This is a genomic window from Brenneria nigrifluens DSM 30175 = ATCC 13028 (genome assembly GCF_005484965.1).
Taxonomy (GTDB): domain Bacteria; phylum Pseudomonadota; class Gammaproteobacteria; order Enterobacterales; family Enterobacteriaceae; genus Brenneria; species Brenneria nigrifluens.
Genome location: NZ_CP034036.1, coordinates 4,852,234 through 4,879,210 on the forward strand (window position 1 = coordinate 4,852,234; position 26,977 = coordinate 4,879,210).

Annotated in this window: 22 protein-coding genes; 14 read left to right on the plus strand and 8 right to left on the minus strand. The window is 60.7% G+C overall.

The window, feature by feature from the left end; all coding sequences use genetic code 11:
- Positions 1-157: 157 nt before the first annotated feature.
- Positions 158-1,786, plus strand: a complete 1,629-nt coding sequence (locus tag EH206_RS22815) for a rhodanese-like domain-containing protein (protein ID WP_136163945.1) — start codon at positions 158-160, stop codon at positions 1,784-1,786.
- A gap of 8 nt (positions 1,787-1,794) precedes the next feature.
- On the opposite strand, the gene EH206_RS22820 is transcribed toward EH206_RS22815, so the two are convergent.
- The 6 genes from EH206_RS22820 to EH206_RS22845 all read right to left on the minus strand — a co-directional run bounded on the left by EH206_RS22820 (position 1,795) and on the right by EH206_RS22845 (position 9,322).
- Complete coding sequence (locus EH206_RS22820; protein ID WP_136163946.1) at positions 1,795-1,941, minus strand: PLP-dependent transferase; 147 nt, start codon at positions 1,939-1,941, stop codon at positions 1,795-1,797.
- Positions 1,942-2,000: 59 nt separating this feature from the next.
- Positions 2,001-2,618 (minus strand): cysteine dioxygenase family protein, encoded by a 618-nt coding sequence (locus tag EH206_RS22825; protein WP_009115118.1) that lies wholly within the window; start codon positions 2,616-2,618, stop codon positions 2,001-2,003.
- Positions 2,619-2,689: 71 nt separating this feature from the next.
- Positions 2,690-4,285 carry an ABC transporter substrate-binding protein gene (locus tag EH206_RS22830; protein ID WP_009115119.1) on the minus strand — a complete coding sequence of 532 codons (1,596 nt, stop codon included), beginning with the start codon at positions 4,283-4,285 and terminating at the stop codon, positions 2,690-2,692.
- Positions 4,286-4,302: 17 nt separating this feature from the next.
- Complete coding sequence (locus EH206_RS22835) at positions 4,303-5,973, minus strand: hydantoinase B/oxoprolinase family protein (protein WP_009115120.1); 1,671 nt, start codon at positions 5,971-5,973, stop codon at positions 4,303-4,305.
- The gene (locus EH206_RS22840) at positions 5,970-8,090 is read right to left on the minus strand and encodes a hydantoinase/oxoprolinase family protein (RefSeq protein WP_009115121.1); all 2,121 of its coding nucleotides are present in this window, start codon (positions 8,088-8,090) and stop codon (positions 5,970-5,972) included. Before EH206_RS22840 ends, EH206_RS22835 begins: the two co-directional genes overlap by 4 nt.
- Positions 8,091-8,125: 35 nt before the next feature.
- The gene (locus EH206_RS22845; RefSeq protein WP_050815629.1) at positions 8,126-9,322 is read right to left on the minus strand and encodes an aminotransferase-like domain-containing protein; all 1,197 of its coding nucleotides are present in this window, start codon (positions 9,320-9,322) and stop codon (positions 8,126-8,128) included.
- 230 nt (positions 9,323-9,552) lie between these two features.
- Here EH206_RS22845 and EH206_RS22850 point away from each other — a divergent pair, with 230 nt between their 5' ends.
- The 11 genes from EH206_RS22850 (at position 9,553) to EH206_RS22900 (ending at position 21,233) form a co-directional block, all read left to right on the plus strand.
- Positions 9,553-10,341, plus strand: a complete 789-nt coding sequence (locus tag EH206_RS22850; protein WP_009115123.1) for an amino acid ABC transporter ATP-binding protein — start codon at positions 9,553-9,555, stop codon at positions 10,339-10,341.
- 139 nt (positions 10,342-10,480) lie between these two features.
- Positions 10,481-10,714, plus strand: coding sequence for a hypothetical protein (locus EH206_RS22855; RefSeq protein WP_136163947.1), 234 nt, complete (start codon positions 10,481-10,483; stop codon positions 10,712-10,714).
- Between the two features lie 378 nt (positions 10,715-11,092).
- Complete coding sequence (locus tag EH206_RS22860) at positions 11,093-12,028, plus strand: MurR/RpiR family transcriptional regulator (RefSeq protein WP_168709110.1); 936 nt, start codon at positions 11,093-11,095, stop codon at positions 12,026-12,028.
- A 40-nt stretch (positions 12,029-12,068) separates the two neighbouring features.
- Complete coding sequence (locus tag EH206_RS22865) at positions 12,069-13,106, plus strand: ABC transporter substrate-binding protein (protein WP_009115125.1); 1,038 nt, start codon at positions 12,069-12,071, stop codon at positions 13,104-13,106.
- Between the two features lie 35 nt (positions 13,107-13,141).
- Positions 13,142-13,921, plus strand: a complete 780-nt coding sequence (locus EH206_RS22870; protein ID WP_009115126.1) for an ABC transporter ATP-binding protein — start codon at positions 13,142-13,144, stop codon at positions 13,919-13,921.
- 16 nt (positions 13,922-13,937) lie between these two features.
- Positions 13,938-14,690, plus strand: coding sequence for an ABC transporter permease (locus EH206_RS22875; protein WP_040343548.1), 753 nt, complete (start codon positions 13,938-13,940; stop codon positions 14,688-14,690).
- 33 nt (positions 14,691-14,723) lie between these two features.
- Entirely contained in the window at positions 14,724-15,959 is a 1,236-nt protein-coding gene (locus EH206_RS22880; RefSeq protein WP_009115128.1) for a Zn-dependent hydrolase, read from the plus strand.
- Positions 15,960-15,989: 30 nt separating this feature from the next.
- A complete protein-coding gene (locus EH206_RS22885; protein ID WP_009115129.1) occupies positions 15,990-16,943 on the plus strand; it encodes an N-carbamoyl-D-amino-acid hydrolase in 954 nt (317 codons plus the stop codon).
- 29 nt (positions 16,944-16,972) lie between these two features.
- Positions 16,973-20,182 (plus strand): molybdopterin cofactor-binding domain-containing protein, encoded by a 3,210-nt coding sequence (locus EH206_RS22890; protein WP_040344230.1) that lies wholly within the window; start codon positions 16,973-16,975, stop codon positions 20,180-20,182.
- Positions 20,183-20,185: 3 nt separating this feature from the next.
- Positions 20,186-20,644, plus strand: a complete 459-nt coding sequence (locus tag EH206_RS22895; protein WP_009115131.1) for a (2Fe-2S)-binding protein — start codon at positions 20,186-20,188, stop codon at positions 20,642-20,644.
- 19 nt (positions 20,645-20,663) lie between these two features.
- Positions 20,664-21,233, plus strand: a complete 570-nt coding sequence (locus tag EH206_RS22900) for an NTP transferase domain-containing protein (RefSeq protein ID WP_009115132.1) — start codon at positions 20,664-20,666, stop codon at positions 21,231-21,233.
- Positions 21,234-21,246: 13 nt separating this feature from the next.
- Here EH206_RS22900 and EH206_RS22905 read toward each other — a convergent pair whose 3' ends face one another.
- Positions 21,247-23,013 carry a sigma-54 interaction domain-containing protein gene (locus EH206_RS22905; protein ID WP_009115133.1) on the minus strand — a complete coding sequence of 589 codons (1,767 nt, stop codon included), beginning with the start codon at positions 23,011-23,013 and terminating at the stop codon, positions 21,247-21,249.
- A gap of 309 nt (positions 23,014-23,322) precedes the next feature.
- Here EH206_RS22905 and EH206_RS22910 point away from each other — a divergent pair, with 309 nt between their 5' ends.
- Together EH206_RS22910 and hydA are read left to right on the plus strand one after the other, a co-directional pair.
- The gene (locus EH206_RS22910) at positions 23,323-24,519 is read left to right on the plus strand and encodes a diaminopropionate ammonia-lyase (RefSeq protein WP_009115134.1); all 1,197 of its coding nucleotides are present in this window, start codon (positions 23,323-23,325) and stop codon (positions 24,517-24,519) included.
- Between the two features lie 29 nt (positions 24,520-24,548).
- Positions 24,549-25,949 (plus strand): dihydropyrimidinase, encoded by a 1,401-nt coding sequence (gene hydA, locus EH206_RS22915; RefSeq protein ID WP_009115135.1) that lies wholly within the window; start codon positions 24,549-24,551, stop codon positions 25,947-25,949.
- Here hydA and EH206_RS22920 read toward each other — a convergent pair.
- On the minus strand, positions 25,941-26,750 hold the full coding sequence (locus tag EH206_RS22920) for an XdhC family protein (protein ID WP_009115136.1): 810 nt from the start codon (positions 26,748-26,750) through the stop codon (positions 25,941-25,943). The two genes, hydA and EH206_RS22920, sit on opposite strands and share 9 nt — an antisense overlap.
- Between the last annotated feature and the right edge of the window lie 227 nt (positions 26,751-26,977).

Genomic DNA, 26,977 nt, shown 5'->3' on the forward strand with positions numbered 1-26,977 from the left:
TATTGTCGTTTGACCGCTCTTTTTATTTATGCGGAGAATAGCAATTCTGTTTACCATTTAGCTAATAATTAATGACATTAAAATAACATTAATTTGTCGCCTCGCCGCCCGAAAGATTACCGCTCCGATGTTCAATTCACGTAATTAAGGAAACCCGATGTCCATATCCTCCTCTGACCGGCCTCTGCCGCAGTCGCTCACTCCCCGGCAGCTGCGCGACGCGCTCGATGCCGCCACGGAAATTGCCCTGATCGACGTCCGGGAGCATGGGTTATATACCCGCGGCCATCTGCTGCTGGCCGCTAATGCGCCGCTGTGGCGACTGGGGCTGCTGATTGGCGATTTGGTGCCGCGTCGCGCAACGCGCATCGTGCTGATTGACGAAGACGGTTCCCTGCTGGAAGAAGCCGCCCGGCGCCTTGAGCGTCTCGGCTATGGCAATCTGGCGCTGCTGAGCGGCGGAACCCTGGCCTGGCAGGCCGCCGGGCTGGAAATCTTTATTGATGAGAACGTTCCCAGCAAAGCGCTGGGCGAAGTCATTGAGGTAGAGGCTCATACGCCGAACATTTCGGTGGAGGAGCTACGCCGGCGCCAGGCGAACGGCGAAAAGCTGGTGATCGTCGATGGGCGCACGCCGGAAGAGTTCGCCAATTTCAGCCTGCCGGGCGCCCACAATATTCCCAATGGCGAACTGCCTTACCGCATCCGGGAACTGGCGCCCGATGCGCAGACGATGGTGGTGGTGAACTGCGCCGGACGCACGCGCAGCATTGTCGGCGCGCAGACGCTGATCGACGGCGGCCTGCCCAATCCGGTCGTCGCCTTGACCAACGGCACCATGGCCTGGCTGCTGGCGGACCTGCCGCTGGAGCAGGGGCGGCGGACCGCGCTGCCGCAGCCGGGCGCCGAAAACCTGAGCGCCGCCCGCGAACAGGCGCGCCGACTGACGCAACGGGCCGGGATCGCGACTATCGACGCGCCGGCGCTGGCCGCTCTGCGCGCCGATGCCGAACGTACGCTGTATCAATTTGATACTCGCACGCACGACGAATATCAGGCCGGCCATCTGCCCGGTTTCCGCTGGGCGCCGGGCGGTCAGCTGGTTCAGGCGACCGATCGTTTCGCCGCGGCGCGCGGCGCGCGCATTGTGCTGGCGGACTGGGACGGCGTTCGCGCCCGGCATACCGCCGCGTGGCTGCGGCGGCTGGGCGGGTTTGAGATCTTTCTCTATGAACCCGGTGCGGATGATGAGCGGGAACAGGGGCCGTCAACGCCGCTCGTCCTGCGCGATAGCGCGCTGCCGCCGGCAACGGAAATTGCACCCCGGCAGCTCAGCCAACTGCTGGAGCGGCAGGCGGCTCAGGTTATTGACGTGGATGATAGCCTGCGCTTTATTCGCCGGCATATCGCCGGCGCGCGCTTTATCGCCCCGCATCGCCTGACGGAATGGCTGCCGAAGCTGGCCGCGGCGGACGATGGGCGCCAGTGGGTGCTGACCTCTAACGATGGCGTGCTGGCCGGCCTGATCGCCGGCGAACTACAGCGCTACGACATCAGCGCCGCGGCGCTGGCGGGGGGCAATCAGGCGTGGTTCGCCGCCGGTTTGCCGGTGGAAAGCGGCGATGAAAACATTCTCACCGCCGAGGAAGACCGGCAGCACAACGGCTATAGCGTCAGCGATCCGGCGCGGCGCGATCGGCTGTTCCGGGACTATCTGGACTGGGAAATCGGCCTGGTGCGGCAGTTGGAGCAACCGGGCGGCGAACTGCGCTTTAACCTGCCGTGATCGGCGTATTACGGCGTTTCGCCGTCAGCCAGACGAAACGCCGTATCAATGTCCTGCGCCAGATCCCGCCAGTCCTCCAGCCCCACATGCAGCCTCACCAGCGGCTGTTGCGTCGCGCCAGGCGGCGTGTTAGGCCAGGCGGGAGGGTTCGGCAATCTATATGCGCCAGACTTTCACAGCCGCCCGTCATTGTGTCTTTGGTTTCATCTGCGCCTTATGCCCGATTTTCAGAGGGTTTCATCTGCGTGGCGTTGTAGTTGGTCACCTTGCCGGTTTGCGGATCGATAGCCACCCGCCGCACCAGCGTTTCCAGCGGCTGACCGTACAGATGTAAATGGCGGATCGGCCGGTCGCCGGCGACATGAATGCTGTGGATATCGTCCGGCAGGAAAGCGAGCGGTTCGCCGGGCCGCACCACTACTTCGCGCACCAGTTGCAGATCGGCCCGATCGGGCTGGCTGCCGTCATCCAGACGCTGGTAAATCCGGTTCAGCTCATCGCCCTCGACGGCGGCGATCGCCGCCCAGGTGGTGTGGTTGTGGGGCAGGGTGCTCTTGCCGGGCAACAGCGAATTGAGGTAGAGCGCCAGATCGTCATCGCCATCCTCGCTGTTCAGGCGGTAACGGGTTGACGTTTCCACCGTTTCCGACGGCGGGGGGAAATCCTCCGGACCGAATAGCTCATGGCGTGCGGCGAGCTGCGCCAGACGATGAGCCACCCGATCGAGAATAACCCGCGACAGTTCCCCCTGCGCCAGAATGGCGCGGATATCGGTCAGCGCGGCGGTGACCGCCTGTTGGCGCTGTATGACTTTGGTTTCTGCAGATGCCATGGTCTTGCTCCTGTCGTTATAAATATATTGTTGTAAGTAACTGAATATAGAGCGGAAAATCCTGCCGGCCGCTAGGGTTTGGCCAGCCACACCTCCGCCAGATTGCCCTCCACGCCGTCGGCGGTGACCGAGTGGTCGTGCACCCGGCGGTTATAGATGGTGATAAATTCGGGCGACACCAGGCTGACGTCCGGCAGTTCCTGCCCGACAATCTGCTGGAAGCGTTGGAATTGCTGCACGCGCCGCGCCGGATCGTTCTCCGTCTGCGCCGTTTCCAGTAACCGATCCACCTCGGGATTGTGATAGTGGGAGGCATTCGAGAACGGCACCCCTTTGCGGAAGTTCTTCGACCAGTAAATACGCTGCACGCCGACGGTCGGATCGAACAGATTGCTGTGTCCGTTAACGGTAAAGGCGAAATCGCGGTTGGTATAAACCCGGCGCACAAAGGTGGAAAGGTCCTGGGAGCGCAGCGTGACGCCGATACCGATTTTGGCCAGCGACGAACGCAGGTATTCCGCCGTTTTGCGCAGATCTTCCGCTATCGGGTTATAGTCGAGGGCTACTTTGAAACGAACCCCGTCGGCGCCGCGCCGGTAGCCCGCCTCATCCAGCAGCGCGTTAGCCTTTTCGATATCAAAGGTATAGGGGGACGGAGCGGCGTCGTGGTACTCGCTGATGCCGGGGGCAATCGGGGAGGTGCTGACTTTGCCCAGACCGAAGTAGGCCACCTGCAAAACGATATCGCGATTGATGGCGTGCGCCACCGCCTGCCTGACGCGCAGATCGCGGAAATGTTCATCGTCCAGATTGAACTGCAACGACGACACGTTATAGGAATAGCTATTGCCCTTGGTTTCAAACCCCAGTTGAGGCAACGCCTTCAGCCGCGCGATATCGCTTAGCGCCACCGGAGAACGGTAGCCCAGATCGGCGGCGTTGGTTTCAAACGCCAGCGAACGCGCGGCGGCGTCCGGGATAAACTTCACCACCAGTTGATCGAGGTAAGGCCGCCCAGGCTGCCAGTAATGGGGGTTACGCTTATACAGCACGTGGCTGCCGCGCACCCACTGGTCGAACACATAGGGTCCGGTGCCTATCGGCGCGCCGTTGTGCGGATTGGTCAGCGGATCTTGGCCCTCGTACAGGTGACGCGGGACAATGGGCGACTCCGCCGCCGCAAACGCCTTGATCAAATAGGGCGCGGGCTTCGACAGCACAATCACCGCCGTGTGGGGATCCGGCGTCTCGATGGCGGTGACATTGGCAAAGGTGCTTGAGCCGCGTGGGTGCACATTCTTCAGCAGATCGATGGACCAGGCGACGTCGGCCGAGGTGAAATCCCGACCGTCGTGCCATTTCACCCCCTGGCGCAGATTAAACGTATAGCGCGTACCGTCGGGGCTGATTTCCCAGGCGGTCGCCAGCTGCGGCTGCGGGTTCAGGTCGTAATCGTAGCTGAGCAGCCCTTCGGTTACCTTGGCGCTGACGCTCAGCGCCGGCGTCGCCACCGTGGTCAGCGCCACCAGCGCCGGGGGCTCATAGTTAATCACCAGCGTCAGCGTGCCGCCGCGCTGCGGTTGAACATCGGCTGCCTGCCCGGTACCGGTCAGCAGTAGTAAAAACGTCGCGGCCATCACTGGCCGCAGCCCCGCTAAACGCAACATAAAAACTCCTGTGCTGGTTAATCCTGAACGGTATAGCCGTACAGCGTACGGGCGGCGTCAGGCGTCACTAATTGATTGTCGATATCCTGGCGCACGGCGGCCCGATCGCGGGTTGACGGTTCGCCCAGCCCGCCGCCGCCTGGCGTTTCCACCACCAGGCGTTCACCGGGCGGGATAATTTGCTGCCCTTTGCCCGACAGCGGCTGCCCCGATCCCAGGCTGACCCGCCCGCCGGCGCCGTTGCGCCCTCCTTCCGCCCCGCGCGCCGGGAAGGCGATGCGATCCCAGGCCGCTCCCAGCGCCATCGGCGCCCCGCCGCCGTGGGATAGCTCAATCACCTGTCCCAGGCCGCCGCGAAACTGTCCGGCGCCGCCGGAATCCGGACGGTACTCTTTGCGCCAGAACACCACCGGGCTGATGGATTCGAGGATCTCCACCGAGACATTGCGCACCCCGCTGGGAAACGAGGTGGTGGAGAGGCCGTCGATGCCCGGCCGGGCGCCGGTGCCGCCGGTGGAAAAGCTGGTGATGGAAAAACGGGGTTGCCGCAGAAAGCTGCCGGCGTCGAAACCGGGCAGGACATGACCGCCGGACAGTTGGATATTCCACAGGCAGGAAGCGCCTTCGGCGGGAACCGCATTGGGTTTCGCCTGACGCAGGCAGCCAAAGATCACATCCGGCAGCATCTGGCCGACGATATGGCGCGAGGTCACCGCGGCGGGATAAGGCGCGTTGAGTATCGATCCCTCCGGCGCCTTGACGGTTATCACCTCCAGCGAACCGGCGTTGTTGGGCACCTCGGAACCGATAAGGCAGCGCACGCCAAATGAGCTGTAGGCGTCGGTATAGGCCTTGACCACGTTGATCCCTTTGGCGACAAACGGCGAGGTGCCGTCAAAATCGATCTCGATGCCCTGTTCGCTAAGGGTCAGCGCCGCGCGCAGCAGGATCGGCGCGTCATAGCCGTCAATCCACATCTCCGACTGCCAGCGCCCCGCCGGCCACCGGCGCACGGCGGCCAGCATCGCCTGGCGGGAATGGGTGAGAATATGCTCCCCCACCGCGAGCAGATCGCTCAGCGAGAATTCATCCAGCATGGCGGTGAGTCGGCGTCCGCCCACCTCGTTACACGCCACCAGCGCCAGAATATCTCCTTCCACCTGCTCGGGTTCGCGCACGTTGGCTTTAATAATCCGCAGTACCGTATTATCCAGCCTGCCGGCCTGGATAAAGCGCAAAATCGGCAGGAACAGGCCTTCATGGTAGATCTGGTGGCCGTCGGGCCCCGGTCCCAGACCGCCGATGTCCACCACGTGCAGCGTCGAGGCGAACAGCGCCACGCTTTGCCCCCGGTGGAAGACCGGCGTCACCATGGTGATGTCGTACAAATGGCCGGTGCCTTTCCACGGATCGTTGGTCAGGAACACGTCGCCCGGCGCCATATCGGACAGCGGAAACTGGCGCAGAAAGTGTTTTACCGACTCGGCCATGGAGTTGACGTGCCCCGGCGTACCGGTGACCGCCTGGGCGATCATCCGGCCGTCAGGCAGAAATACGCCGGCGGACAGATCGCCCGCTTCGCGGGTCGAGGTGCCGAACGCCGTGCGGATCAGCGTCTGCGCCTGCTCTTCCACCACGGCGATCAGGCGATTCCATATCACCTGATACTGGATCGTGCTCAGACTCATGGCTGCGCTCCTCCGGTTTGCTCTTCTTCCAGCAACAGATGCCCCTCGGCCGTCAGCCAGGCGATAAAGCCGCTCTCCACCACGGTGGTGGTTTCCGCTTCGGCGATCAGGGCGGGTCCGCGGACGGCCGTCCGCGGCGGCAGATCGCGGCGGGCAAAGACCGGCGCCTGAAGACGCGCGGACTGATTCGCCAGCAATACCTCACGCCGTTCGCCGCTTTCGTCCGGGGCCAGCACGTCGTGCGGCCTCGTCTCCGGGCGCCCTGCGACCGGGGCGCTCAGCGTACTGACCGTGACCGTCCAACTGATGGCCTCCACCGCCACGTGATCCAGGCTGCGGCCGTACAGCTGGCGATAGACGGCGGTAAAGCGCTGTTGCAGTTCGCCGACCGCCGCCGCCGTCAGCGGGCCTTGCGGCAGTTCGACCGGGACTTCATGCCCCTGACCGGCATAGCGCAGGTAGACGATGCGCCGCAGGGATAACGGCGCGCTATCGCCGCTGGCCTGGCGGACGATGCCGAGCGCCTGATCTTCCAGATCGCGCAACAGGGTTTCCACCGCGTGCTGGTCGAGCTGCGCCAGCCGCTGGTAGAAGCTGCGCACCGCCTGATAGGCGATCGGCGCCGACAAAAACCCGAGCGCAGAACCCACCCCGGCGGAGTGCGGGATCACCACGCGCCTGATCCCCAGCTTGCGCGCCAGCCGGGCGGCGTGTAGCGGCGCGGCGCCGCCAAAGGCCACCAGGGTGTAGTTCTCCACCTGCTTGCCCAGCTCGGTGGCGTGCACCCGCGCCGCATTGGCCATGTTTTCCGCCACGATTTCCGTGACCGCCAGCGCCGCGAGATCGGTGTTCAGCGACAGCGGCCCGCCAATTTGCTGCGCGATCGCCTGAGCGGCCAGTTGGGGATTAAGGGTGATTTTACCCTGCGCGAAGGTGGCGGGATCGATAATGCCGAGCCGCACATTGGCATCGGTAATGGTGACCTGCGTGCCGCCCAGCTGGTAACTTACCGGGCCGGGCTGCGAGCCGGCGCTGTCGGGGCCGACCTGCACCCGGCCCAGGGTATCGATGCGGGCGATCGATCCGCCGCCCGCGCCGATCTCCACCATTTCGATCACCGGGATCCTCACCGGCAGGCCGGATCCCTTCTGGTAGCGGTGTACCCGACCAAATTCGAAACTGCGGGAAATCTGCGGCTGGTAGTCGTCGATAAAACAAATTTTGGCGGTGGTGCCGCCCATATCGAACGACAGCACCTGCGGCGTCTGTAGCTGTTCGCCGGTTAAGCGGGCCAGAATGGCGCCGCCGGCCGGGCCGGACTCCACCAATCTCACCGGCTGGTCGATCCCGGTCGCCAGCGTGGTGATCCCGCCGCCGGAGGTCATTAAAAACAGCGGGGCGTTCAGCCCCTTGGCGGAGAGAATCTGCTCCAGCCGCGTCAGATAGCCCGCCACCAGCGGCTGTACGTAGGCATTGGCGCAGGCGGTGGACAGGCGTTCATATTCGCGGATTTCCGGACAGACATCGCTGGAAAGGGTGATCGCCAGGTCCGGCAACCACTGACGCAGGATTTCCGCCGTGCGCCGCTCATGCGCGGGATTGGTGAAACTCTGCAAATAGACGATGGCGACGCTATCGATCTCTTCGCGCTTTAGCGTCTGCGCCAGCTGGTGCACCGCCGCTTCATCCAGCGGCGTCAGGATATGGCCCCGGGCGTCGATCCGCTCGGCGATGCCGAAACGCCACCGCCTTGCCACCAGCGGACTCGGCTTATGCAAAAAGATATCGTACTGGGCAAACCGGTCTTCAAGACCGATTTCCACCAGGTCGCGGAATCCCTGCGTGGTAATCAGCGCGGTGCGCGCGCCCTTGCGTTCGATCAGCGCATTGGTCGCCAGGGTGGTGCCGAGAATAACCAGCCCGACATCCGCCGGCTCGCGGCCGGCGCGCCGCAATACTTCCTGCGTGCCGTCCAGCACTCCGCGTTCAGGAGAGCTCGTCGTGGTCAGCACTTTGGTGGTAAACGATGTATCGCCATCCAGCAGCACGACATCGGTAAAAGTACCGCCGACATCCACCGCCAGCCGGGGTTTATTACTTACATCCGGTACAGACATGCAAATTCCTTAACGTCGCCATAGCCCGGTGGATTTCAGAGATGCCGGCGCAGCACGTCGGCCAGCCGGGCAATCCCCGTGCGGATCTGCTCGTCGCTCTCCAGGGCAAAACAGAGGCGCAGCCGGTTTTTCGCCGCTTCGCCGTCAACCGCCCAGTCGGGACCGGGATTAAACGCCACGCCGACGGCGGCGGCCGGTGCCACCAGGTCGCGGGTGTCCACGCCCTCGGGGAGGGCCAGCCACAGAAAAATCCCGCCTTTCGGCAACCACAGCCTGACGCTATCGCCCAGTTCCTGTCGCACCGCCGACGCCAGCACGTCCAGTTTGCGCGCCAGGGCGTCGCGCAGGCGCGTAATGTGGGCATCAAAATGGGTGGAAAAATATTCGGCGACGATGATCTGATCGAGGGCGCCGGTGCCGCCGTCCGTTTTCAGCGACACCAGCTGGCGCAGAATGGCCGGAACCGCGCTGAGATAAGCCACGCGCACCGCCGGCGCCAGCGTTTTGGAAAAGGAACCGACGTGGATCACCTGCTGCGGGCTCAGCGCATACAGCGCCGGCGGCGCTTCATTCCCCTGCCAGACGATGTCGGCGTAGCATTCGTCTTCAACGATCAGGGTACGGTAGCGCGCGGCCAGCTCCAGCAGCCGGTGACGGCGCTCCAGCCCGAGGATCGCCCCGGTAGGATTCTGCACGGTCGGGATGGTGTAGATAAACTTCGGCGTCACGCCGCTTTGCGCCAGCTCTGAGAGGATGGTCGCCAGCGCATCGATGCGTATCCCTTCGTCATCCAGCGGAATAGCGACGATATTCACCTGGCGGCCGCGCAGTTTCCGCAACGCCCCGGCGTAAGAAAAGGCTTCCACCAGTACGGTGTCTCCCGGCTCCAGCAGCAAGTTGTTCACCAGATCGAGCGCCGGCCCGGAACCGGAGGTGATCAGAATATCGTCGATATCCGCCGTAATGCCGCGCGTCGCCAGCTTGCGGCCGACAAAGCGGCGCAGATTCTCATTTCCCTGCGGCCCGTGGCCCTGATTGTAAATCGCCAGACTGCGTCCCTCGCGCAGAATGGCTTGCTGCGCCGCCTCGGCCAGCGCTTCCAGCGGGATCAGCTCCGGCGCGTTGTGTCCGGCATCGAAGGTAAAGTCCGCCAGACCCCGCCACACCGGCGTGGGAGCGGGCAGATCGGCGCGAAACAGCGGACGGGCATCGAACGGGGTGGCACTCATCATCTCATTCCTGAATAACGGCGAATCCCTATTCTCGTAACATTCGATTTCCCCTCACAAATAAATATAAAAGCTATGGAATTGCGCTTGATGAATAAAGTGAACTCCGGTCGCCTGTAGCCAGAAATCCATTAGGTATATTTGATTTAAGACTAATAAAAGGCGGATTAAGTATTTAGCTTTTAACTCTATTTTGCTTTTAATGACTCTGCTTATATACGGGAGAGTGCTTTATGGTGTCTGTACCTATACCCGTCCGGGACATACCGCAGGCGAACGCCGCCCGGACCCTGGTGCGAATTAATGACGTGCATCTGACGCTGGGGGACACCCCGGTGCTGCAGGGCATCGATCTACAGGTTTCCCAGGGGGAAGCCCTGACCATCATCGGCCCTTCGGGCTCGGGAAAGTCATCGATCCTGCGCTGTATCAACGGCTTGGTGACGCCGCACCGGGGAGAGATCTTCATCGGGGATACCGGCGTGCATCAGCTGAAAAATGAGAGCGAGCGCATCGCATTACGTAAACGCATTGGTTTTGTTTTCCAGCAATACAATCTGTTCCCGCATCTTACGGTGCTGGAAAACCTGATGATTGCCCCCATTCGTATTCTGCGTCAGCCCAGAGAGCGGGTGAAAGCCCGATCCATGGCGCTGCTGGCGCGCGTGCGGCTGGAAAACAAAGCCCATAGCTACCCCGGCGAGCTTTCCGGCGGCCAGCAGCAACGGGTGGCCATTGCGCGTACCCTGGCGATGGACCCGGAACTGGTGCTGTTCGATGAAGTGACGTCGGCGCTGGACCCGGAAACCGTAGGCGAGGTGCTGGCGGTGATCCGCGAACTGATCGGCGAAGGCATGACCAGCATTCTGGTCACTCATGAAATGCGCTTCGCCCAGGAGGTCAGCGATCGCGTGGTATTTACCGAGCACGGCCGTATCGTTGAGCAGGGTACGCCGGAACAGGTATTCCGCCATCCGCAGAACCTGCGCACGCATACCTTTATCAATGCGTTGCGCAACTGAGTAGCGTTTTACTGAATATGTCAACCTGATAACCGTTCATATAGATATCCCGGTTTTAACAGGTAAGATGGTTTTTATCCGCCCCGCTTATTACCCCGATCGCGCAGCGGCGCCGCGCGCTTTTCCCATCTCAACCTAAATGCGGGTAGCCCGCCTGTTCAGCAGCGGCGGCGCGCTGCGCCAGCAGATCGACATTGCTCGCTCCCTTGCGCTCGAACCAAAAATCCTGGTCGCTGACGAAGTATCCGGCACCAGAAATACCAATGCCTGTGGAGAGCCTGAATATCCTGTTGCTCTGGGCTCTTTGGGGGACAAAGGGTTCTGTCGGCCGCTTAGCCACGGTTCGTCGCTGTTCTGTCAGGAAAGGGGGTGATCTGATCTTGTTAACGCCAAAAGTTCGATTTATGCAACAACGCGGGTATTGCATTGAATGAAATCGAGCTTAAGCGAATAGCGCTTTATATGTTCCCCTAGCTTCTTTTTAGTGCAGTTGCGCGACAAATTTGCACCAAGATTGCTTTGTTATCTTTCTTTCCGCTTCGTTAAGTGTGTTTTTTATCCGCCATAAAATAGTGAAAATACTATTTTTTTCAATTAATTAAATAAATTCCTTTTCCTTGGTGTGGTTTTGGCGCGCCCTTTGCTTAATTTCTGGCACAAGCGTTTCTCGTGGTTGATTAATGTAAAACGGATGTGCCATATGCGGCGCTCGTTGCACCGCGGATCGTTAAGTATCACGTATACAGGGGACATGATGAATAACGCGTTATCCGCACCAGAAGAACACACCAGCATATTGGCTGAGTTGCAAACCGCCATCCGTTTCATTTACGGCGCCTTATCTCCGGCGGAGAAGAAGCTGGTGGATGTCATTCTGGCGCATCAGCATCACCTGGCGAGCTACAGTGCAACTGAATTGGCGCAACTGGCCGGTGTTTCCAAATCCACCGCCGCGCGCGTGTTTCGTCGTCTTGGCTTTCAGGATTTCAATCAGTTTCGTATGAAATGCCGCGGGATTGAGCCAATGGGGTATTCGCCGCTCAGCAACCTGGAGCAACGTACGCCGCACCCGATGACGGTACGCGAACGGCTTGATGCGCATATCAAACGGGAACGCGAAAATCTGGCGGGAATGCAGCGCGACAGTATGCCGGAAGAGCTGGAACGGGCGGTACAGCTCATGCGCGATGCGCGCCGCGTCTGGGTGCTGGGATTTCGCAATAGCTATGCCCCCGCGTTCTATGCCCAGTCGCTGTTTTCTCATGTGCTGAGTGATGTGCAACTGGTGAACGATCCCGCCGCAAAATTTGCCGATGTGCTGGCGGATATCCATGAGACGGACGTGCTGTTCGTGGTGGATTTCCCGCGCCAGGTTCAACTGCTCTCTCATTTGGTTCGGGTGGCGAAAAATTACCAGGCCCGCATTGTGGTGCTCAGCAACACCCTTGTTTCCGATGTCTGCGCGCTGGCTGATGTGGTTATCCCCTGCGCAGCAAAACACAGCGACATTTTTGATTCCTACACCGCCGCCGTCAGCATGGTCAATTTTATCGGCAACCAGCTGGCGGCCTGTTGTTCCGAGAAGGCAAGCCAACGCATGCAGCGCATGGAAGATATTCATCGGCAGATTGGCGACCTGTATCAACCCGCTCCGCTCTCATCGGCGGACGACAAAAACCGTGGTTAATCCTGTTGCACATTGACTTTCTATATCGAGGACATTCGTGATGTTGATATCCACATTCGCAAAAATGCACAAATTGGGTTGTACGGCGCTACTGTCTCTGTCCGTGCTGGTCTCACAGGCCTATGCGGCGGACCCCGTCAAAGTGAAATTCTCGCTCGACTGGCGTTTTGAAGGCCCATCGGCTCCGTTTTTAATGGCCAAGGCCAAGGGGTATTTCACCCAGGAAGGACTGGACGTACAGATTGATTCGGGCAACGGTTCCGCCGGGGCGGTGACCCGCGTGGCGACCGGCGCCTATGATATGGCATTTGCCGATTTCAACGCGTTGATCGAACAGGAATCTCAGCATCCCGGCACCGGGATCAAGGGCGTTTACATGTTGTATAACGCCACGCCGGCCGCCGTGTTCCTGCTGAAAAGTTCCGGGGTGAAAACGCCAGCGGATTTGCAGGGCAAAACCATCGCCGCCCCGGTATTCGACGCGGCGCGTAAAGCCTGGCCGGCCTTTGCCCGAAAAGTGGGGCTGAGCAAGGATGCGGTCACCTGGCAATCAGCGGACCCTACCGTTACCGCCAACCTGCTGGTGCGTAAAAACGTCGATGCCATTTCCGGCTTTTACTTCACTAACCTGCTGAACCTGGAGGCGCGCGGAGCCAGGGAGAATGACCTGGTTATCTTCCCGTATGCGCAATATGGCGTCGATCTCTACGGCAATACCATCATTGCCAGCAAAGAGATGCTGGAGAAACACCCGGATACCATCAAAGCCTTCTTGCGCGCCTTTAACAAAGCGGTGCAGGAAACCCTCGCCGATCCCGTCAGCGCAGCCAGGTTTGTCAAACAACAGGATTCACTGATCGACCTGCCGCTGGAAACCCGCCGCCTGCAACTGGCGTTTGGTCAACTGGTGGTGACGCCGGAGACCAGGGAAAACGGTCTGGGCGATGTGGATACCCAACGCTTGAATAACTCCATCGGCGATGTGGTCGCCGCGTTCGATTTGCCACAGACCCCTAAGGCGGATGCGTTGTTTACCAGCGAGCTGTTGCCGGAGCGGGCAGATCGCGCAGTGCGGTAATTTCCGTCAGGCAGCATGATTTCAGGTGGTGATAAATGAGTTTCGTTAAGTTCGAGAATGTCAGTCTGGCGTACAACAACAGCGAACAGCTGGCCATAAAGAATATTAATTTCAGTATCAATGAAAATGAGTTCGTGGCGCTGGTCGGGCCTTCCGGCTGTGGTAAATCGACATTCATGAAGTTGACTTCGGGGCTGATCTCGCCAAGCGAGGGCTACGTTTTCGTCAACAAGCGCGAAGTGGCGGGGCCGCAGAAATGCGTCGGCATGGCGTTCCAGGCGTCCAACCTGCTGCCGTGGCGCACCACGCTACAAAACGTCATGCTGCCAATGGAGATCGTGGAACCTTACCGTTCTACGCTGCGTAAAAAAAAGCGTGAGTATGAAGAACAGGCGCGCGCCTTGCTCAAGCGCGTTGGGCTGGGTGGGTATGAAGACAAATTTCCGTGGGAACTCTCCGGCGGCATGCAACAGCGCGCCTCCATTTGTCGCGCGCTGATCCACAAACCGCGTTTGCTGATGCTGGATGAACCGTTCGGCGCGCTGGACGCGTTCACCCGTGAAGAGCTGTGGTGCATGGTGCGTGATCTGTGGCAGGAAGCGCCTTTCACTGTGGTGCTGGTCACTCACGATCTGCGTGAAGCGGTGTTCCTGGCGGATACCGTGTACGTGATGAGTGCGCGACCGGGCCGGATTATTGCGCGCCGGGAAATCGAGCTTCCGCGCCCACGCGATCTTCAGGTGGCCTACACCGATGCCTTTTCTCGCTATGTGCTCGAACTGCGCGAACATATTTCTTCCCAGCGTCATGCATAACGGAGAGCTTATCGTGATGTCTCGTCGTACGTTAATCAAGATTGCGCCCTGGGCTCTGCTGGTCATGCTCGGGATTGTCTGGCAGGTGGTGGTGGTGGGACTTGATATCCCCGGCTACCTGTTTCCCTCACTGAGCGACGTGTGCCGCTCATTGGTCGCCGACTGGCGTCCTATCGCCGCGCATTCATTGCAGACGCTTTACACCACGTTGGCGGGTTTTGTGCTGGCGGTCGCATTCGGACTGGTGTTGGGCGTGGCCGTGGGCGCCTCCACGCTGGTGTACAAATCGGTATATCCGCTGCTGGTGGGATTTAACTCCATTCCCAAGGTGGCGTTTGTGCCGGTACTGGTGGTGTGGTTCGGCATTGGCACCATACCGGCTATCGCCACCGCTTTTCTGATCTCCTTTTTCCCGGTGGTGGTCAACGTGGCCACAGGGCTCGCCACCGTGGAGCCGGAATTGGAGGATGTGCTGCGCTCGCTGGGCGCGTCCCGCCTCGACATCCTGAAAAAGGTCGGGTTGCCCCGTTCACTGCCTTACTTCTTCGCCTCATTGAAAGTGGCGATCACCCTGGCGTTTGTCGGATCGGTAATTTCAGAAACGGTGGCCTCCAACCTGGGCATTGGCTATCTGATGATGTCCGCGAGTTCCAACATGAATATGGCGCTGGTGTTCGCCGGATTGATCGTTATCGGCGCGATGGGGGTGGTGATGTATGAACTTTTCGCTTTTGTCGAAAAGCGGATGACGCACTGGGCGCATCGCTGATGCGGATCGGCGGAAATATAAGAAGGTTATCTCATGACTGGCGATTTATGCATTAACGGCGAACGTTTGATGGCGTCGCTGTATGAACTGGGCAAGATTGGCGCGTTGCCGCAGGGCGGCGTGTGCCGGCTGGCGCTCAGCGAGGAAGACAGGCAGGGGCGGGATTGGGTCGTTGCGCGCATGCGGGCGCTGGGGCTGGATATCACGGTGGATGCCATCGGCAATACCGTTGGCGTCTACCCCGGATTGACCGATGGGCCGGCGGTGATGATGGGATCGCATATCGATACCGTGGCGACGGGCGGGCTGTATGACGGTAACTACGGCGTACTGTCCGGGCTGGAGGTGATTGCCACGTTGAAGGATGCGGGCCTTCACCTGCGTCGGCCGATTGCGGCGGCTTTCTTCACCAACGAGGAGGGCTCGCGTTTTCAACCCGACATGATGGGCAGTCTGGTCTATCAGGGCGGATTAGCACTGGAAACGGCGCTGGCGACGCGAGGTATTGACGGCGTCGCCGTGGGCGATGCGCTACGGCAAATCGGCTATGACGGCCCGGCCCCGGTGGGCAATAACCGCGTGGACAGCTATTTCGAACTGCACATCGAGCAAGGGCCGGTGCTGGATGAGGAAGGGCTCGCCATTGGGGTGGTGGAAGGCGTGCAGGGCATCTCCTGGAGCGAATTCCAACTGCAAGGGGTTGCCAACCATGCGGGCACCACGCCGATGCGTTTACGCCGGGATGCCGGGTACGTGGCGGCGCGTATCGGCGTTTTTGCCCGCCAACTGGCGCAAGAGCTGGGGGGCGATCAGGTGGCGACCGTCGGGCACGCGGTGTTCAGCCCTAATCTGGTCAATGTGATCCCCGATACCGTGACGTTGACGGTGGATTTGCGCAATACCGATGCCGAGGCGCTGTATCAGGCGGAACAGCGTCTGTGGGCATTCGCCGCACAGGCGGCGGAAGAGGAGGGAGTAGCGCTGTTACGCAAAACGCTGGCCCGTTTCGAACCGACCCCGTTTGCGCCGGAAATGGTGGCGCTGGTCGCGGCGCAGGCCCGTGAACGCGGGTTACCGTCCCGCCGCATGCCGAGCGGCGCCGGGCATGATGCGCAAATCATGGCGGCCATGTGCCCGGCCGGGATGATCTTTGTTCCAAGCCGGGCGGGGTTAAGCCATAACACACAGGAATTCACGGCGCCGCAGGATCTGATCGCGGGCGCGAACGTTCTGCTGGGTGCGGTGATACAGCGCGCCGATCGCGCCTGATACCGAATGCGTTTACAGGAGAAAATACATATGGCGCGTTATGTCAATGTCGCTATCGGCCAGTTAGGGCCGGTCAATAAAAAAGATTCCCGTGCCGCCGTGGTGGCGCGTCTGATGAGCCTGATGCGGGAAGCGCATCGGCTGGGGGCGGAACTGGTCGTCTATCCAGAGCTGGCGCTCACTACCTTTTTCCCGCGTTGGTATATCGAAGATGAAGCGCAACTGGACAGGTGGTGCGAGGCCGCAATGCCGGGAAAAGAGACGCAGCCGCTGTTCAGCCTGGCGCGGGAATTACAGGTGGGTTTTTGCCTGGGTTATGCCGAACTGAGCGTGGAACAGGGGGAAAAACGGCGTTTTAACACCGCGATCCTGGTGGATAAAAACGGCGACATCGTCGGCAAATACCACAAAGTGCACCTGCCGGGGCACCGTGAGCATGAACCCTGGCGCGCGTTTCAGCATCTGGAGAAACGCTATTTCACGCCGGGCAGTGAATTTCCGGTGTTTGACGCCTTTGGCGGCCGGTTCGGCATGGCGATTTGTAACGATCGCCGCTGGTGCGAAACCTACCGCGTCATGGGGCTGCAAGGCGTGGAAATGGTGCTGATCGGCTACAACACCCCGGTGCATAACGCCCCCGCGCCGGAACACGATGACCTGTCGCTGTTTCATAACCAGCTCTCCATGCAGGCCGGGGCATATCAGAACGGCACCTGGGTGGTCGGCGTGGCCAAAGCGGGGACGGAAGAGGGCGTAGAGCACATTGGCGGCAGTTGCATTATTGCCCCGTCCGGCGAAGTGGTGGCCAGTTGCGTCACCAAAGGCGATGAGGTGGCGATCGCACGCTGCGATCTCGATTTCTGCCAGATCTACAAACGCACCACGTTCAATTTTGACTTACATCGTCAGCCCAACGCCTACGGCCCCATCACCATGCTCAAGGGTGAAGCGCTGCTGGCGGACGGCAGCCCGCGTCACCAATGAGGTTAACCATGGCGGAAGAGAAAAGCGTGATGGAAATGCAAGTGGTTGGCCGCGAAGTACCGCGCGTTGATGGTCTGGCCAAGGTCAAGGGCAGCGCGGTGTACGGTGACGATATCACCCTGAAAGGCATGCTGTACGGCGTATGCCGCTATGCGGACATCGCCGCGGGCCGTGTGGAAGAGGTCGATCTCAGCGCGGCATTGCAGGTGCCGGGCGTGGTGAAGATCGCCACCTGGAGCGACGTCCCCGGTGAGAGCCACATCGGCGTGGTGATAGCGGACTATCCGCCGCTGGTGAAGGAGAATATCGCCTTTCGCGGCGACGTGATCGCGGTGATCGCGGCCGAAAGCTATGAGGCGGCCTGTCTGGCGGCGGATAACATTCGCGTGCGCTACACGCCGTGCGCGCCCATTACCCGCGTGGAGGATGCGCTGAAGCCGGATGCCAGGCTGATCCACCCCGGCAGCGCCGGCAACGTGATCAATCACCACCATACCATCAAAGGCGATATTGAGGCGGGCTTCGCCGTCTCCAGCCATATTTTCGAACGGGAATATGAGGTGGGTTATCAGGAGCACGCCTACATTGAACCGGAATCGATCATCGCCTGGCTTGATGATAACGAACAAATCATGACGCTGTCGGGGTCGGTGCAGAATGCTCACCGCGTGCGCGGCTTTGTCGCGAAATACCTTGGTCTGCCGCAGGCGCTCGTCAACGTCAAACGCGCCGTCATCGGGGGCTCCTTCGGCGGTAAAGACGACATTATCGACCATCTGGCGTGTCGGGCGGCGCTGTTATGCCATTTGACGGGCAGACCGGTCAAGTTTACCTACAACCGCGAACAATCGATGCGCGAGAGCTACAAACGTCATCCGTACAAGATGAAATACAAAATCGGATTGGATGACGACGCGCGTATTCAGGCCATCAAGATTGACGTACTGGCGGATGGCGGCAGCTACGCCGGGCAGACGCCGTTTGTGACCTGGCGCAGTTCGGTGCAGGCGGCGGGACCGTATCGCATTCCGAACGTGCGGGTCGATGTGACGGGGGTATACACCAACAACAACTACACCTCGGCGTTTCGCGGCTTTGGCGCGCCCCAGGTGATCCTGGCCAACGAGTCGCTGATGGATGAAGTGGCCGCCGCGCTTGGATTATCGCCGCTGGAACTGCGCCGGCGCAATATCCTGCGGCAGGGGGATACCAGTATGGCGGGGCAGGTGTTCAGCGAACACCGGGTTTCCGCCGAAGAAGTGCTGGCGAAAGCGGCTGACGGCGCTGATTTTATCGCCAGGCGCGAACGCTATCGGCAATTGAATGCGCAGGGCGGGCCGATCAAATACGGCATCGGCCTGGCGTTAAGCCACCGGGGATGTTCACTGGGGGCGGAGGGATTGGATGCCTCGTCGGCGCTGATTCAGGTTAATGCGGACGGCAGCGTCAATATCTCCACCGCGGTATCGGAGAATGGTCAAGGGCTGCAAACGGCGATGTCGATGATTGCGGCGGAAGCCTTTGGGCTGCCGCTGTCGTGGATCATGTTTACCGATCCCGCCACGGCGATGATTGCCGACGGCGGCTCCACCGTGGCGTCACGCGGTACGCTAATGGGCGGGCAGGCGGTGCTCAACGCAGCGGGCAAGATCAAACGGCGCATGGCCGAGGCCGTCGCGGCGCAGTTGGGGGCGCACGGGCTTGATGATTTGATGTGGCGCGACGGCAAGGTATTCAACCGCGCCGATCTGAATCGCAGTATGGATTTCCGTCAGGCGGTCGCACTCACCAGGGCCGCCGGCGCTAATCTCTCCGCCTACGGCTGGCATGTGGCGCCTGCCATTCACTGGGATGAAGAAAAGGGGTGCGGCAGTCCTTATTTCACCTGGGTGTACGGTTGTCAGGTGGCGGATGTGGCCGTAGATACCCGTACTGGAAAAGTCACGCTGCTGGATATTACCGCGGTGCATGATGTGGGCAAGGTAGTTAACCGCGTCGGTTTTGAAGGCCAGGTATACGGCGGCGTGGTGCAAGGGATGATCGGTTACGGCATGCTGGAAGATTTCAATATCGAAAACGGGGAAGTGAAATCGGAGAATTTCGATACCTACCTGCTGCCGACCATCCGCGACATACCGAACATCCGGGTGATTGCGGTGGAAAATCACGATCGGGCCGGTCCTTACGGCGCCAAGGTGATTGGCGAACCGGTGTTGGAGCTGGGCGGCGCGGCGCTGAACAACGCGGTGAGTTTTGCCGTTGGCCGCTGGAATCGCACGCTGCCGCTGACGCTGGAACAGGTGCGGCTGGGCTACAACCTGAAAAAACCGGCGCGGCAGAGCGAAGCGCAAGCCCATGATGGTGAACGCAAGCAAGTGCTTCGTCTCAACACCCTTGAGGTCAGCCGGCCCGCCAATCTGCAACAGGCGTTGGCGCTGCTGGCGCTGGAGGGCGCACAGGCATTGGCGGGCGGCACGGATGTGCTGGTGCAGGCACGTTTGAAAACGACGCCGGTACGTCTGGTGAATATCGCCGGGCTGAACGAATTACACGGCATCAGCGCGCAAGGCGATGGCGTCAGCATTGGCGCGGGCATCTGTTTTACCGATCTGGCGGCCGATGCGCGCTTAGTGCGGGATTACCCGCTGCTGGTCACCGCGTGTCGTACGGTGGGGTCGTTGCAACTGCGCAACCGGGCGACGGTGGGGGGCAATATCGTCAATGCCGCGCCCTGTGCGGACTCCGTCCCGCCGCTGATGGTCTATGGCGCCGAAGTGGAACTGCGCAGCGCCGGCGCAAGCCGCCGCATGCCGCTCGAATCCTTTATCATCGGCGGTTACCGTACTCAGTTGCGAGCGGGGGAATTATTAACCCGCATTATTCTGCCGCCCCCGCCGACGGGCGCGCTGCGCCCGTTTTATCTGCAACTGGGGCGGCGTAGCGCCGTGAATATCACGCGCCAGAGCCTCACCGCGCTGTTTCGATTGGATGCGCAAGGGCGTATCGAACTGTGCCGTCTGGCGGACGGCGCGGTGTTCGGCAAGCCTCAGCGGCTGACGGCGGTAGAGCAGGCGCTGTTGGGCAACCCACCGACGCAGGCGGTTATCGATCATGCGGCGGCGGCGTTGGAAGGGATGGTGACGCAGGCTATCGGCGGTCGCTGGTCTGCTCCTTACAAAATCCCGGTTTATCTCGACATGTTCCGTCAGGTGATGGCGGAACTGGCTGAGCAGGAGTAACCCATGATTGATGTAGAAATGAAGATTAACGGCATTCGGGTGCGGGCCAGCGTCGACGACAATACCCGCTTGCTGGATTACCTGCGTGACGATCGCCGGCTGACCGGCACCAAGGAAGGGTGTTCCGTCGGAGAGTGCGGCGCCTGCTCTGTCATCATGAACGGGCGCGCGGTCTGCTCTTGTCTGCTGCTGGTGGCGCAGTGCGATGGCGCGGAGATCACCACGGTGGAAGCGCTGCATCAGGATCCGGTGGGGGTTAAACTGCAAAATGCCTTCATTCGCCACGGCGGCGTGCAGTGTGGTTTCTGCACGCCCGGCGTGCTGATCAGCGCCAAGGCGCTGCTGGATGCCAACCCACGGCCGGACGACGAAGAGATTCGCGAGGCGCTGGAAGGCAACCTGTGCCGCTGCACCGGTTACCAGCCGATTATCACCTCCATTAAAGCGGTGTTGGCCCAGTGATGATTCTGGAGCGATCGGCATGAAACCCAAGGTCTGTCTGATGCTGGCGGCGGGCCTCTCCAGCCGCATGGGGCAGTGGAAAATGATGCTGCCCTGGGGCGAGGGAACGGTGCTCGACGGCGCGCTGGCCGCGGCGCTATCTTTCTGCGATCGCGTGGTGCTGGTCACCGGTTTTCGCGGTGCGGAGTTGAATTGGCGCTATGGCGGCCACTCGCGCATCACCTTGCGCCACAATGAAGGCTTTACCCAGGGGATGTTTTCCTCCATTCGCCGTGGCGTGGAGGCCGTGGACGAGGGGCATTTCTTTCTGGCGTTGGGGGATATGCCGGCGGTCAGCGGGGCGGTATACCGCACGCTGTGGCGACAGCGCGACGCGAGCTGTCTGATCCCGGAATACGCACAAGGAAAGGGTCACCCTGTGCTGTTGCCGCCAGCCATGCGCGCGGCGGTACTGGCGGCTGGTAACGACTCGTCGATGAAAGCGCTCATTGCGCGCCACGGCCAACGGCGGGTGTCGGTGGCGGATGGCGCGATTCATTGGGATATGGACACGCCGGAGCAGTATCAGCAGTTGCTGCGGCGTCGTTAGCCGTCGGATCGGGTTAACGGATATCGCTTAGCCGGTACTTTTTGATTTTTCGATACAGGGTGGCAACGCTGATATCCAGCTCTTGCGCCAGTTGCGTTTTGCTCACGCCGCGGTGTAGCGCTTCCTCGATGCGTTGGTGCTCCAACTGTTTCAGGCTGGGAGGAACGGCGCGCGCAGCGTCATCCGTGGGAGCCGTTTCAACCGCAGGCGGCACTGCCGCCGCCGTACTATGAAAGTGCGGCGGCAGCAGCGTCGGATCAATCACCTCGCCGTCGGGCACGATATTCACCAGATACTCCACCAGATTACTCAATTCGCGCACATTGCCCGGCCAGCGGTAATGGCGCAGCAATGCCATGACTTCCCGGCTAACGCCAGGGTAGGTACTGCCGATGCGCCGGGTATGCAGGTTGAGAAAATGGTGCACCAGCAATTCGATATCCGCCGTGCGCTCCCGCAACGGCGGGATCGCCACCGGAATCACCTTCAGACGATAGTAGAGATCTTCGCGGAACGTTCCGTCTTCGATCGCCCGCGCCAAATTCTGGTGGGTAGCGGAAATGATTCGGATATCCACGGCCACCGGCTTACCGGCCCCCAGCGGCATCACCTCGCGCGTTTCCAACACCCGCAGCAGCTTGGCCTGTAATGTCAGCGGCATATCGCCGATTTCGTCGAGAAACAAGGTGCCAAAATGGGCGGACTGAATCAGCCCGGCCTTGCCGTTGGGCGCGGCGCCGGTAAACGCGCCTTTGACGTAGCCGAACAGTTCGCTCTCCAGCAGATGCTCCGGGATCGCCGCACAGTTGATGGCAATGAAAGGATGCAGGCTGCGCCGTCCTACCTGATGAATCGAACGTGCCAGCACCTCTTTACCGCTGCCGCTCTCCCCGGTGATCATAATGCTGGAGGGGCTGTCGGCAAAACGGGCGATGAGCTGTTTTAGCGCCTGAACCGCGGGCGCATTGCCGATAAACTGTCCGATACGGGGTTCGCTGCCCGCCTTATCGACCGGCGCCGGGCGTTCGGACTGATGAAAGGCAAACAGAAACAACTGGCGGTTTTTTCCGTTGTGGTGCTGGCCGATCGCCACTTCCTGCCGGGTAGCGAAGGAAATCACGTGCTGCGCATTGCCGTTGGCGAAGTCTTTACTGGCGACCAACGGGCGGATGGTCACCGGGGTCTGGGCAAGCGTTTCCCAACGGGTATTGAGCAGCGTTAGCGCATTCTGATTGGCGAAGGTAATGATGCCATGCTCATCAAGCACCAGAATACCCTGATCCATACTGTTGATAAGCGTGGTAAACAACACATCCATGCCATCGTTGGTGGTGGGACTTTTCGTCAGGTTGGCAATCAACAGCGAGGAAATATGCCGCACGTAATCGGAAAAAACGGTGATATTTTCCTGTAACCGTTGTTGCTGTTCCTGGTTGATCGCCGCGAGGCTGATCACGCCCAGACAGCGGCCTTCGTGCATCACCGGCAGGCCGAGAAAGGCCAGTTCGCCACAGCTGCCGTACCGATCGCAGCTTTGGCAAATCGGATCGTGCTGCGAATGAATGACCGCTTTCTCTTGCTTGTTATCAATGACGTATTGCAGCAGGCGGGTATTATTCGACGGATGGCCGATACGAGAACGATACGGGCCGCTTCCCGCGACGCGCAGCAACTGGTTATCGACGATTTCAACTTCAAGCCGCAATACCTGACTGAGCATCTGCGTAAAATGCCGGATCGTGGGCTGGATATGCATCAGAGACAGGGTCTTGCTCGTCATGGGCTACGCTCTTGTATCGGGTAACATCGGCACCTGCCGGGAAGGCCAACGCCGCGCGGCGGTTTCTCATTTTGAGAATGCGCATCATCTCTTCGCCTGCCGCACGAGGCGTGATGAGGTGATGGCGCACTGCCAGTGCGGAAAATATCGGGCAACGGCACCGTGAGCGGCCACGCCACGCGGCGTGATAGCTCATTTTTTCCTGTTTTTGATTATTCGACATTGCGCTTTTTGCTGCAACTACAAACTGGCACAGATATTGAACCTGTCAAGGGTGAATAACTCCATCAACATCATCAGGATGCCAACATGTCAACGTTTTCACTACGGATGCGGATTGCCGATAACGCTCACTTTGCCCCACAGGGAAGCGCCCTGTTCAGCCGCGAACAGGCGGAACAGGCGCGCGCCTTTCATCGGCGGATGCCGGGATATAGTCCTACGCCGTTGCACTCACTGGCGGCGTTTGCCGCGGAACTGGGGGTGGGGCGGGTGTTGGTGAAAGACGAATCTCGGCGTTTCGGGCTGAACGCGTTCAAAATCCTCGGCGGGGCGTATGCCATTGCCCGTTGCGTATGCGAAAAATATCATTTTTCCCTTGCCGACTTTTCTTTTGAGCAAGGCCGCGCCGCGCTGCCGGAACGTATCACCTTTGCCACCACCACGGACGGCAACCACGGACGCGGGGTAGCCTGGGCCGCCAAGGCGCTGGGGCAACAGGCGGTTGTCTATATGCCAAGGGGCGCTTCGGCCGAACGGGTGGCCCATATCACCAGTCTGGGAGCGGAGTGCATCGTCACCGACATGAATTACGACGATACCGTGCGCCTGACCATGCAAACCGCGCGGGAAAAGGGGTGGGAAGTGGTGCAGGATACCGCCTGGCCGGGTTACGAAAAGATCCCTTCATGGATTATGCAAGGGTATGCGACGCTGGCGGTGGAGGCTGTCGAGCAGATAGCTGAGAATCACTGGCCGGCGCCGACCCACGTCTTTCTTCAGGCCGGCGTGGGGGCTATGGCGGCGGGGGTGCTGGACTATCTGGTCAACTGCTACGGTGCGGAACCGTTGCGCGCGGTTATCGTTGAGCCGGAGCGCGCCGACTGCCTGTTTCGCTCCGCACAGCAAGGGGAGGTTGTCGCCGTGGGCGGCGCCATGGACACCATGATGGCGGGGCTGGCCTGCGGCGAACCCAATCCGTTAGGCTGGCCGCGTCTGCGGGATTGTTGCCGCCAGTTTATCTCCTGTGAAGACCGGGTAACGGCGCTCGGTATGCGCGTATTGGGCAATCCGCTGGGGCAGGACGCGCGTATTGTTTCCGGCGAGTCGGGCGCCGTCGGTATGGGCGTGCTGGCGGCGATATTGCACAGCCCCCGGCGTAAGGCGCTGCTGGCTCAGTTGGGGCTGGATGCCTCCTCCTGCGTGCTGGTGGTCAGTTCCGAAGGCGATACCGACCGTCAACACTATCGGGAAGTGGTGTGGGAAGGGCACCCGCAGATGGGTTAATCACCCCCAACCTGCAACAGGAGAGCCTCATGAAGCGTTTACTTAAAGGCGGTACGTTGATCGATCATCAGGGGCGGTATGATGAAGATCTGCTGATCGAAAAGGGGCGGATCGCGCGGCGCGGGCGTCATATCGCCGCCACGCCGGAGATGGAAGTGATTGATGCCGCCGGATGTCAGGTGATGCCGGGCGGCATTGACGTACATACCCATTTCAATATTGATGTGGGCATTGGCCGCAGCTGCGACGATTTTTTTACCGGCACCCGTGCGGCGGCGTGCGGCGGCACCACCACCATTGTCGATCACATGGGCTTTGGGCCGGCGGGGTGCGATCTGCATCATCAACTGGCGCGTTATCATGCCTATGCCGACGGTCAGGCGGTGATCGACTACAGTTTCCACGCGGTGGTACAGCATGTGGACGCGGCGATCCTGGATGAAATGGCCTCGATGGTGGCGCAGGAAGGGATCAGCAGTTTCAAACTCTACCTGACCTACCAGTATAAGCTGGATGATGCGGCGGTATTGCAGGCGCTGCAGCGGTTGCGTCAGGTGGGGGCGTTAACCACGGTGCACCCGGAGAATGATGCGGCGATCCGGTTGCGCCGCGCGGCCTTGCTGCGTCAGGGCAACACTGCGCCGATCTATCATGCCTTAAGCCGACCGCTAGCCTGCGAGGCGGAGGCGATCGCGCGCATGATCAATCTGGCGGCGCTGGCGGATAACGCGCCGCTGTATATCGTCCACCTGTCCAACGGTCTGGGGCTGGATTACCTGCGGCTGGCGCAGCGCAAGGGTCAGCCGGTGTGGGCGGAAACCTGCCCGCAATACCTGCTGCTGGACGACAGCCGTTACCTGGAGCCAGACGGGATGAAGTATATTCTCAGCCCGCCGCTGCGCGGGCGGGCTGAGCAAGAGGCGCTGTGGCAAGGGCTGGAGGACGGCAGTATCGCGACGCTGGCGACCGACCACTGTAATTTTTCTCTGCGTCAACGCCAGGCGCTCTCCGACGGCGATTTCAGCCGTTGTCCCAATGGGCTGCCGGGGGTGGAAAACCGTCTGGCGCTGCTTTACTCCAGCGGTGTGGCGGCGGGGCGCATCAGCCCTGAGCGGTTTGTCGCGCTCACCAGCGCCCGCCCGGCACAGCTGTTTGGCCTGTGGCCGCGGAAAGGAAACCTGATGCCCGGCGCCGATGCCGATCTGGTGCTGTTCGATCCGCAGCGTCGCGCCACGCTACGCCATGATGAGATGCATGATAACGGAGACTACTCCCCCTATGAGGGAATGACGTGCCGCGGCTGGCCGATCATGACCCTGAGCCGGGGAGAGGTTGTCTGGCGGGATGGCGTGTTTAGCGGCCGCGCAGGTCATGGCCGCTTTCTGCGCCGCGAGCCGTTTAGCGCGCCGCCTGCCGACGCGTTATTTTGACACCACCGCCAGCGTGGCGGGCTGGAGCGATGTCGCGCTGGCGCCGTTTTTCACCTGGAGGATCTCCGCCAGCACGCTGATGGCGATCTCTTCGGGCGTTTCGGCGCCGATATCCAGCCCGATGGGCGAACGCAGGGCGGCGATGGCGGCGGCATCAACGCCGTTTTTCTCCAGTTCGGCGCGAAAGGTCTGGATCTTGCGTCGGCTGGCCAGCAGCCCCAGATAGCGCACCGGGTTGCCAATGGCGTGCTCCAGCGCCTCCCTGTCCTGATGATTGGTGGCGATCACCACATAGCTGTGATGGTCCAGCGTCAACTGCCGGATACCGGCGGTAAAACTCTCAGCGAGCAACTTGCGGCTGGCGTCGGGCAGGTCTGGATGGTCCAGATTTTCCGGCCAGGTATCCACCAGCGTAATTTCGAAGCCGAGCGGCGCGCCAACCACGGCGATGGCCCGGTTAACGTGGCCCGCGCCCAGCAGCACCAACTGCGGGCGACGCGGCTGCACCGCGATATGTACCTTCATGGCGCCGCCGCAGTCCGAGCCCACCGCACCTTCGCCCTGACGCGCCATGCGCCCGCTGAATATGCGGGATTCCCCTAGCGCCAAGGCCTCTTTAGCCTGTTCCAGCACCAGCCGTTCCATCATACCTCCGCCTATGGTTCCCGTACTGTTGCCGTCCTCATCGACCAGCATGCTGGCGTTATGGCGGGGCGTCGAGCCCCGGCTTTCCACGATCTGGATAAGCGCGAAGGCCCGGTTGTTTTTTTCCAGTTCCGCTGCGTGAGTAAAAAGCCCCATTCCGTTCCCCGCGTAAATAATGAGTGAAGATGGGGTAATGCAAGTTTTGTGCCTGCGCATTCCATGCCTTGCGGCGCGAATGAAGCGGCGGCTGAGGCTGGCAACTGCGCATTATTTTCTCAAAATGAGAAACGCGATTATTAATTTGCAAAAACGCCGCGCTGAGCCAAATAACATCGACCCGGCGCCGTCATCATACTTATTTCGTCTGGTCGGCAGAGGGCGAT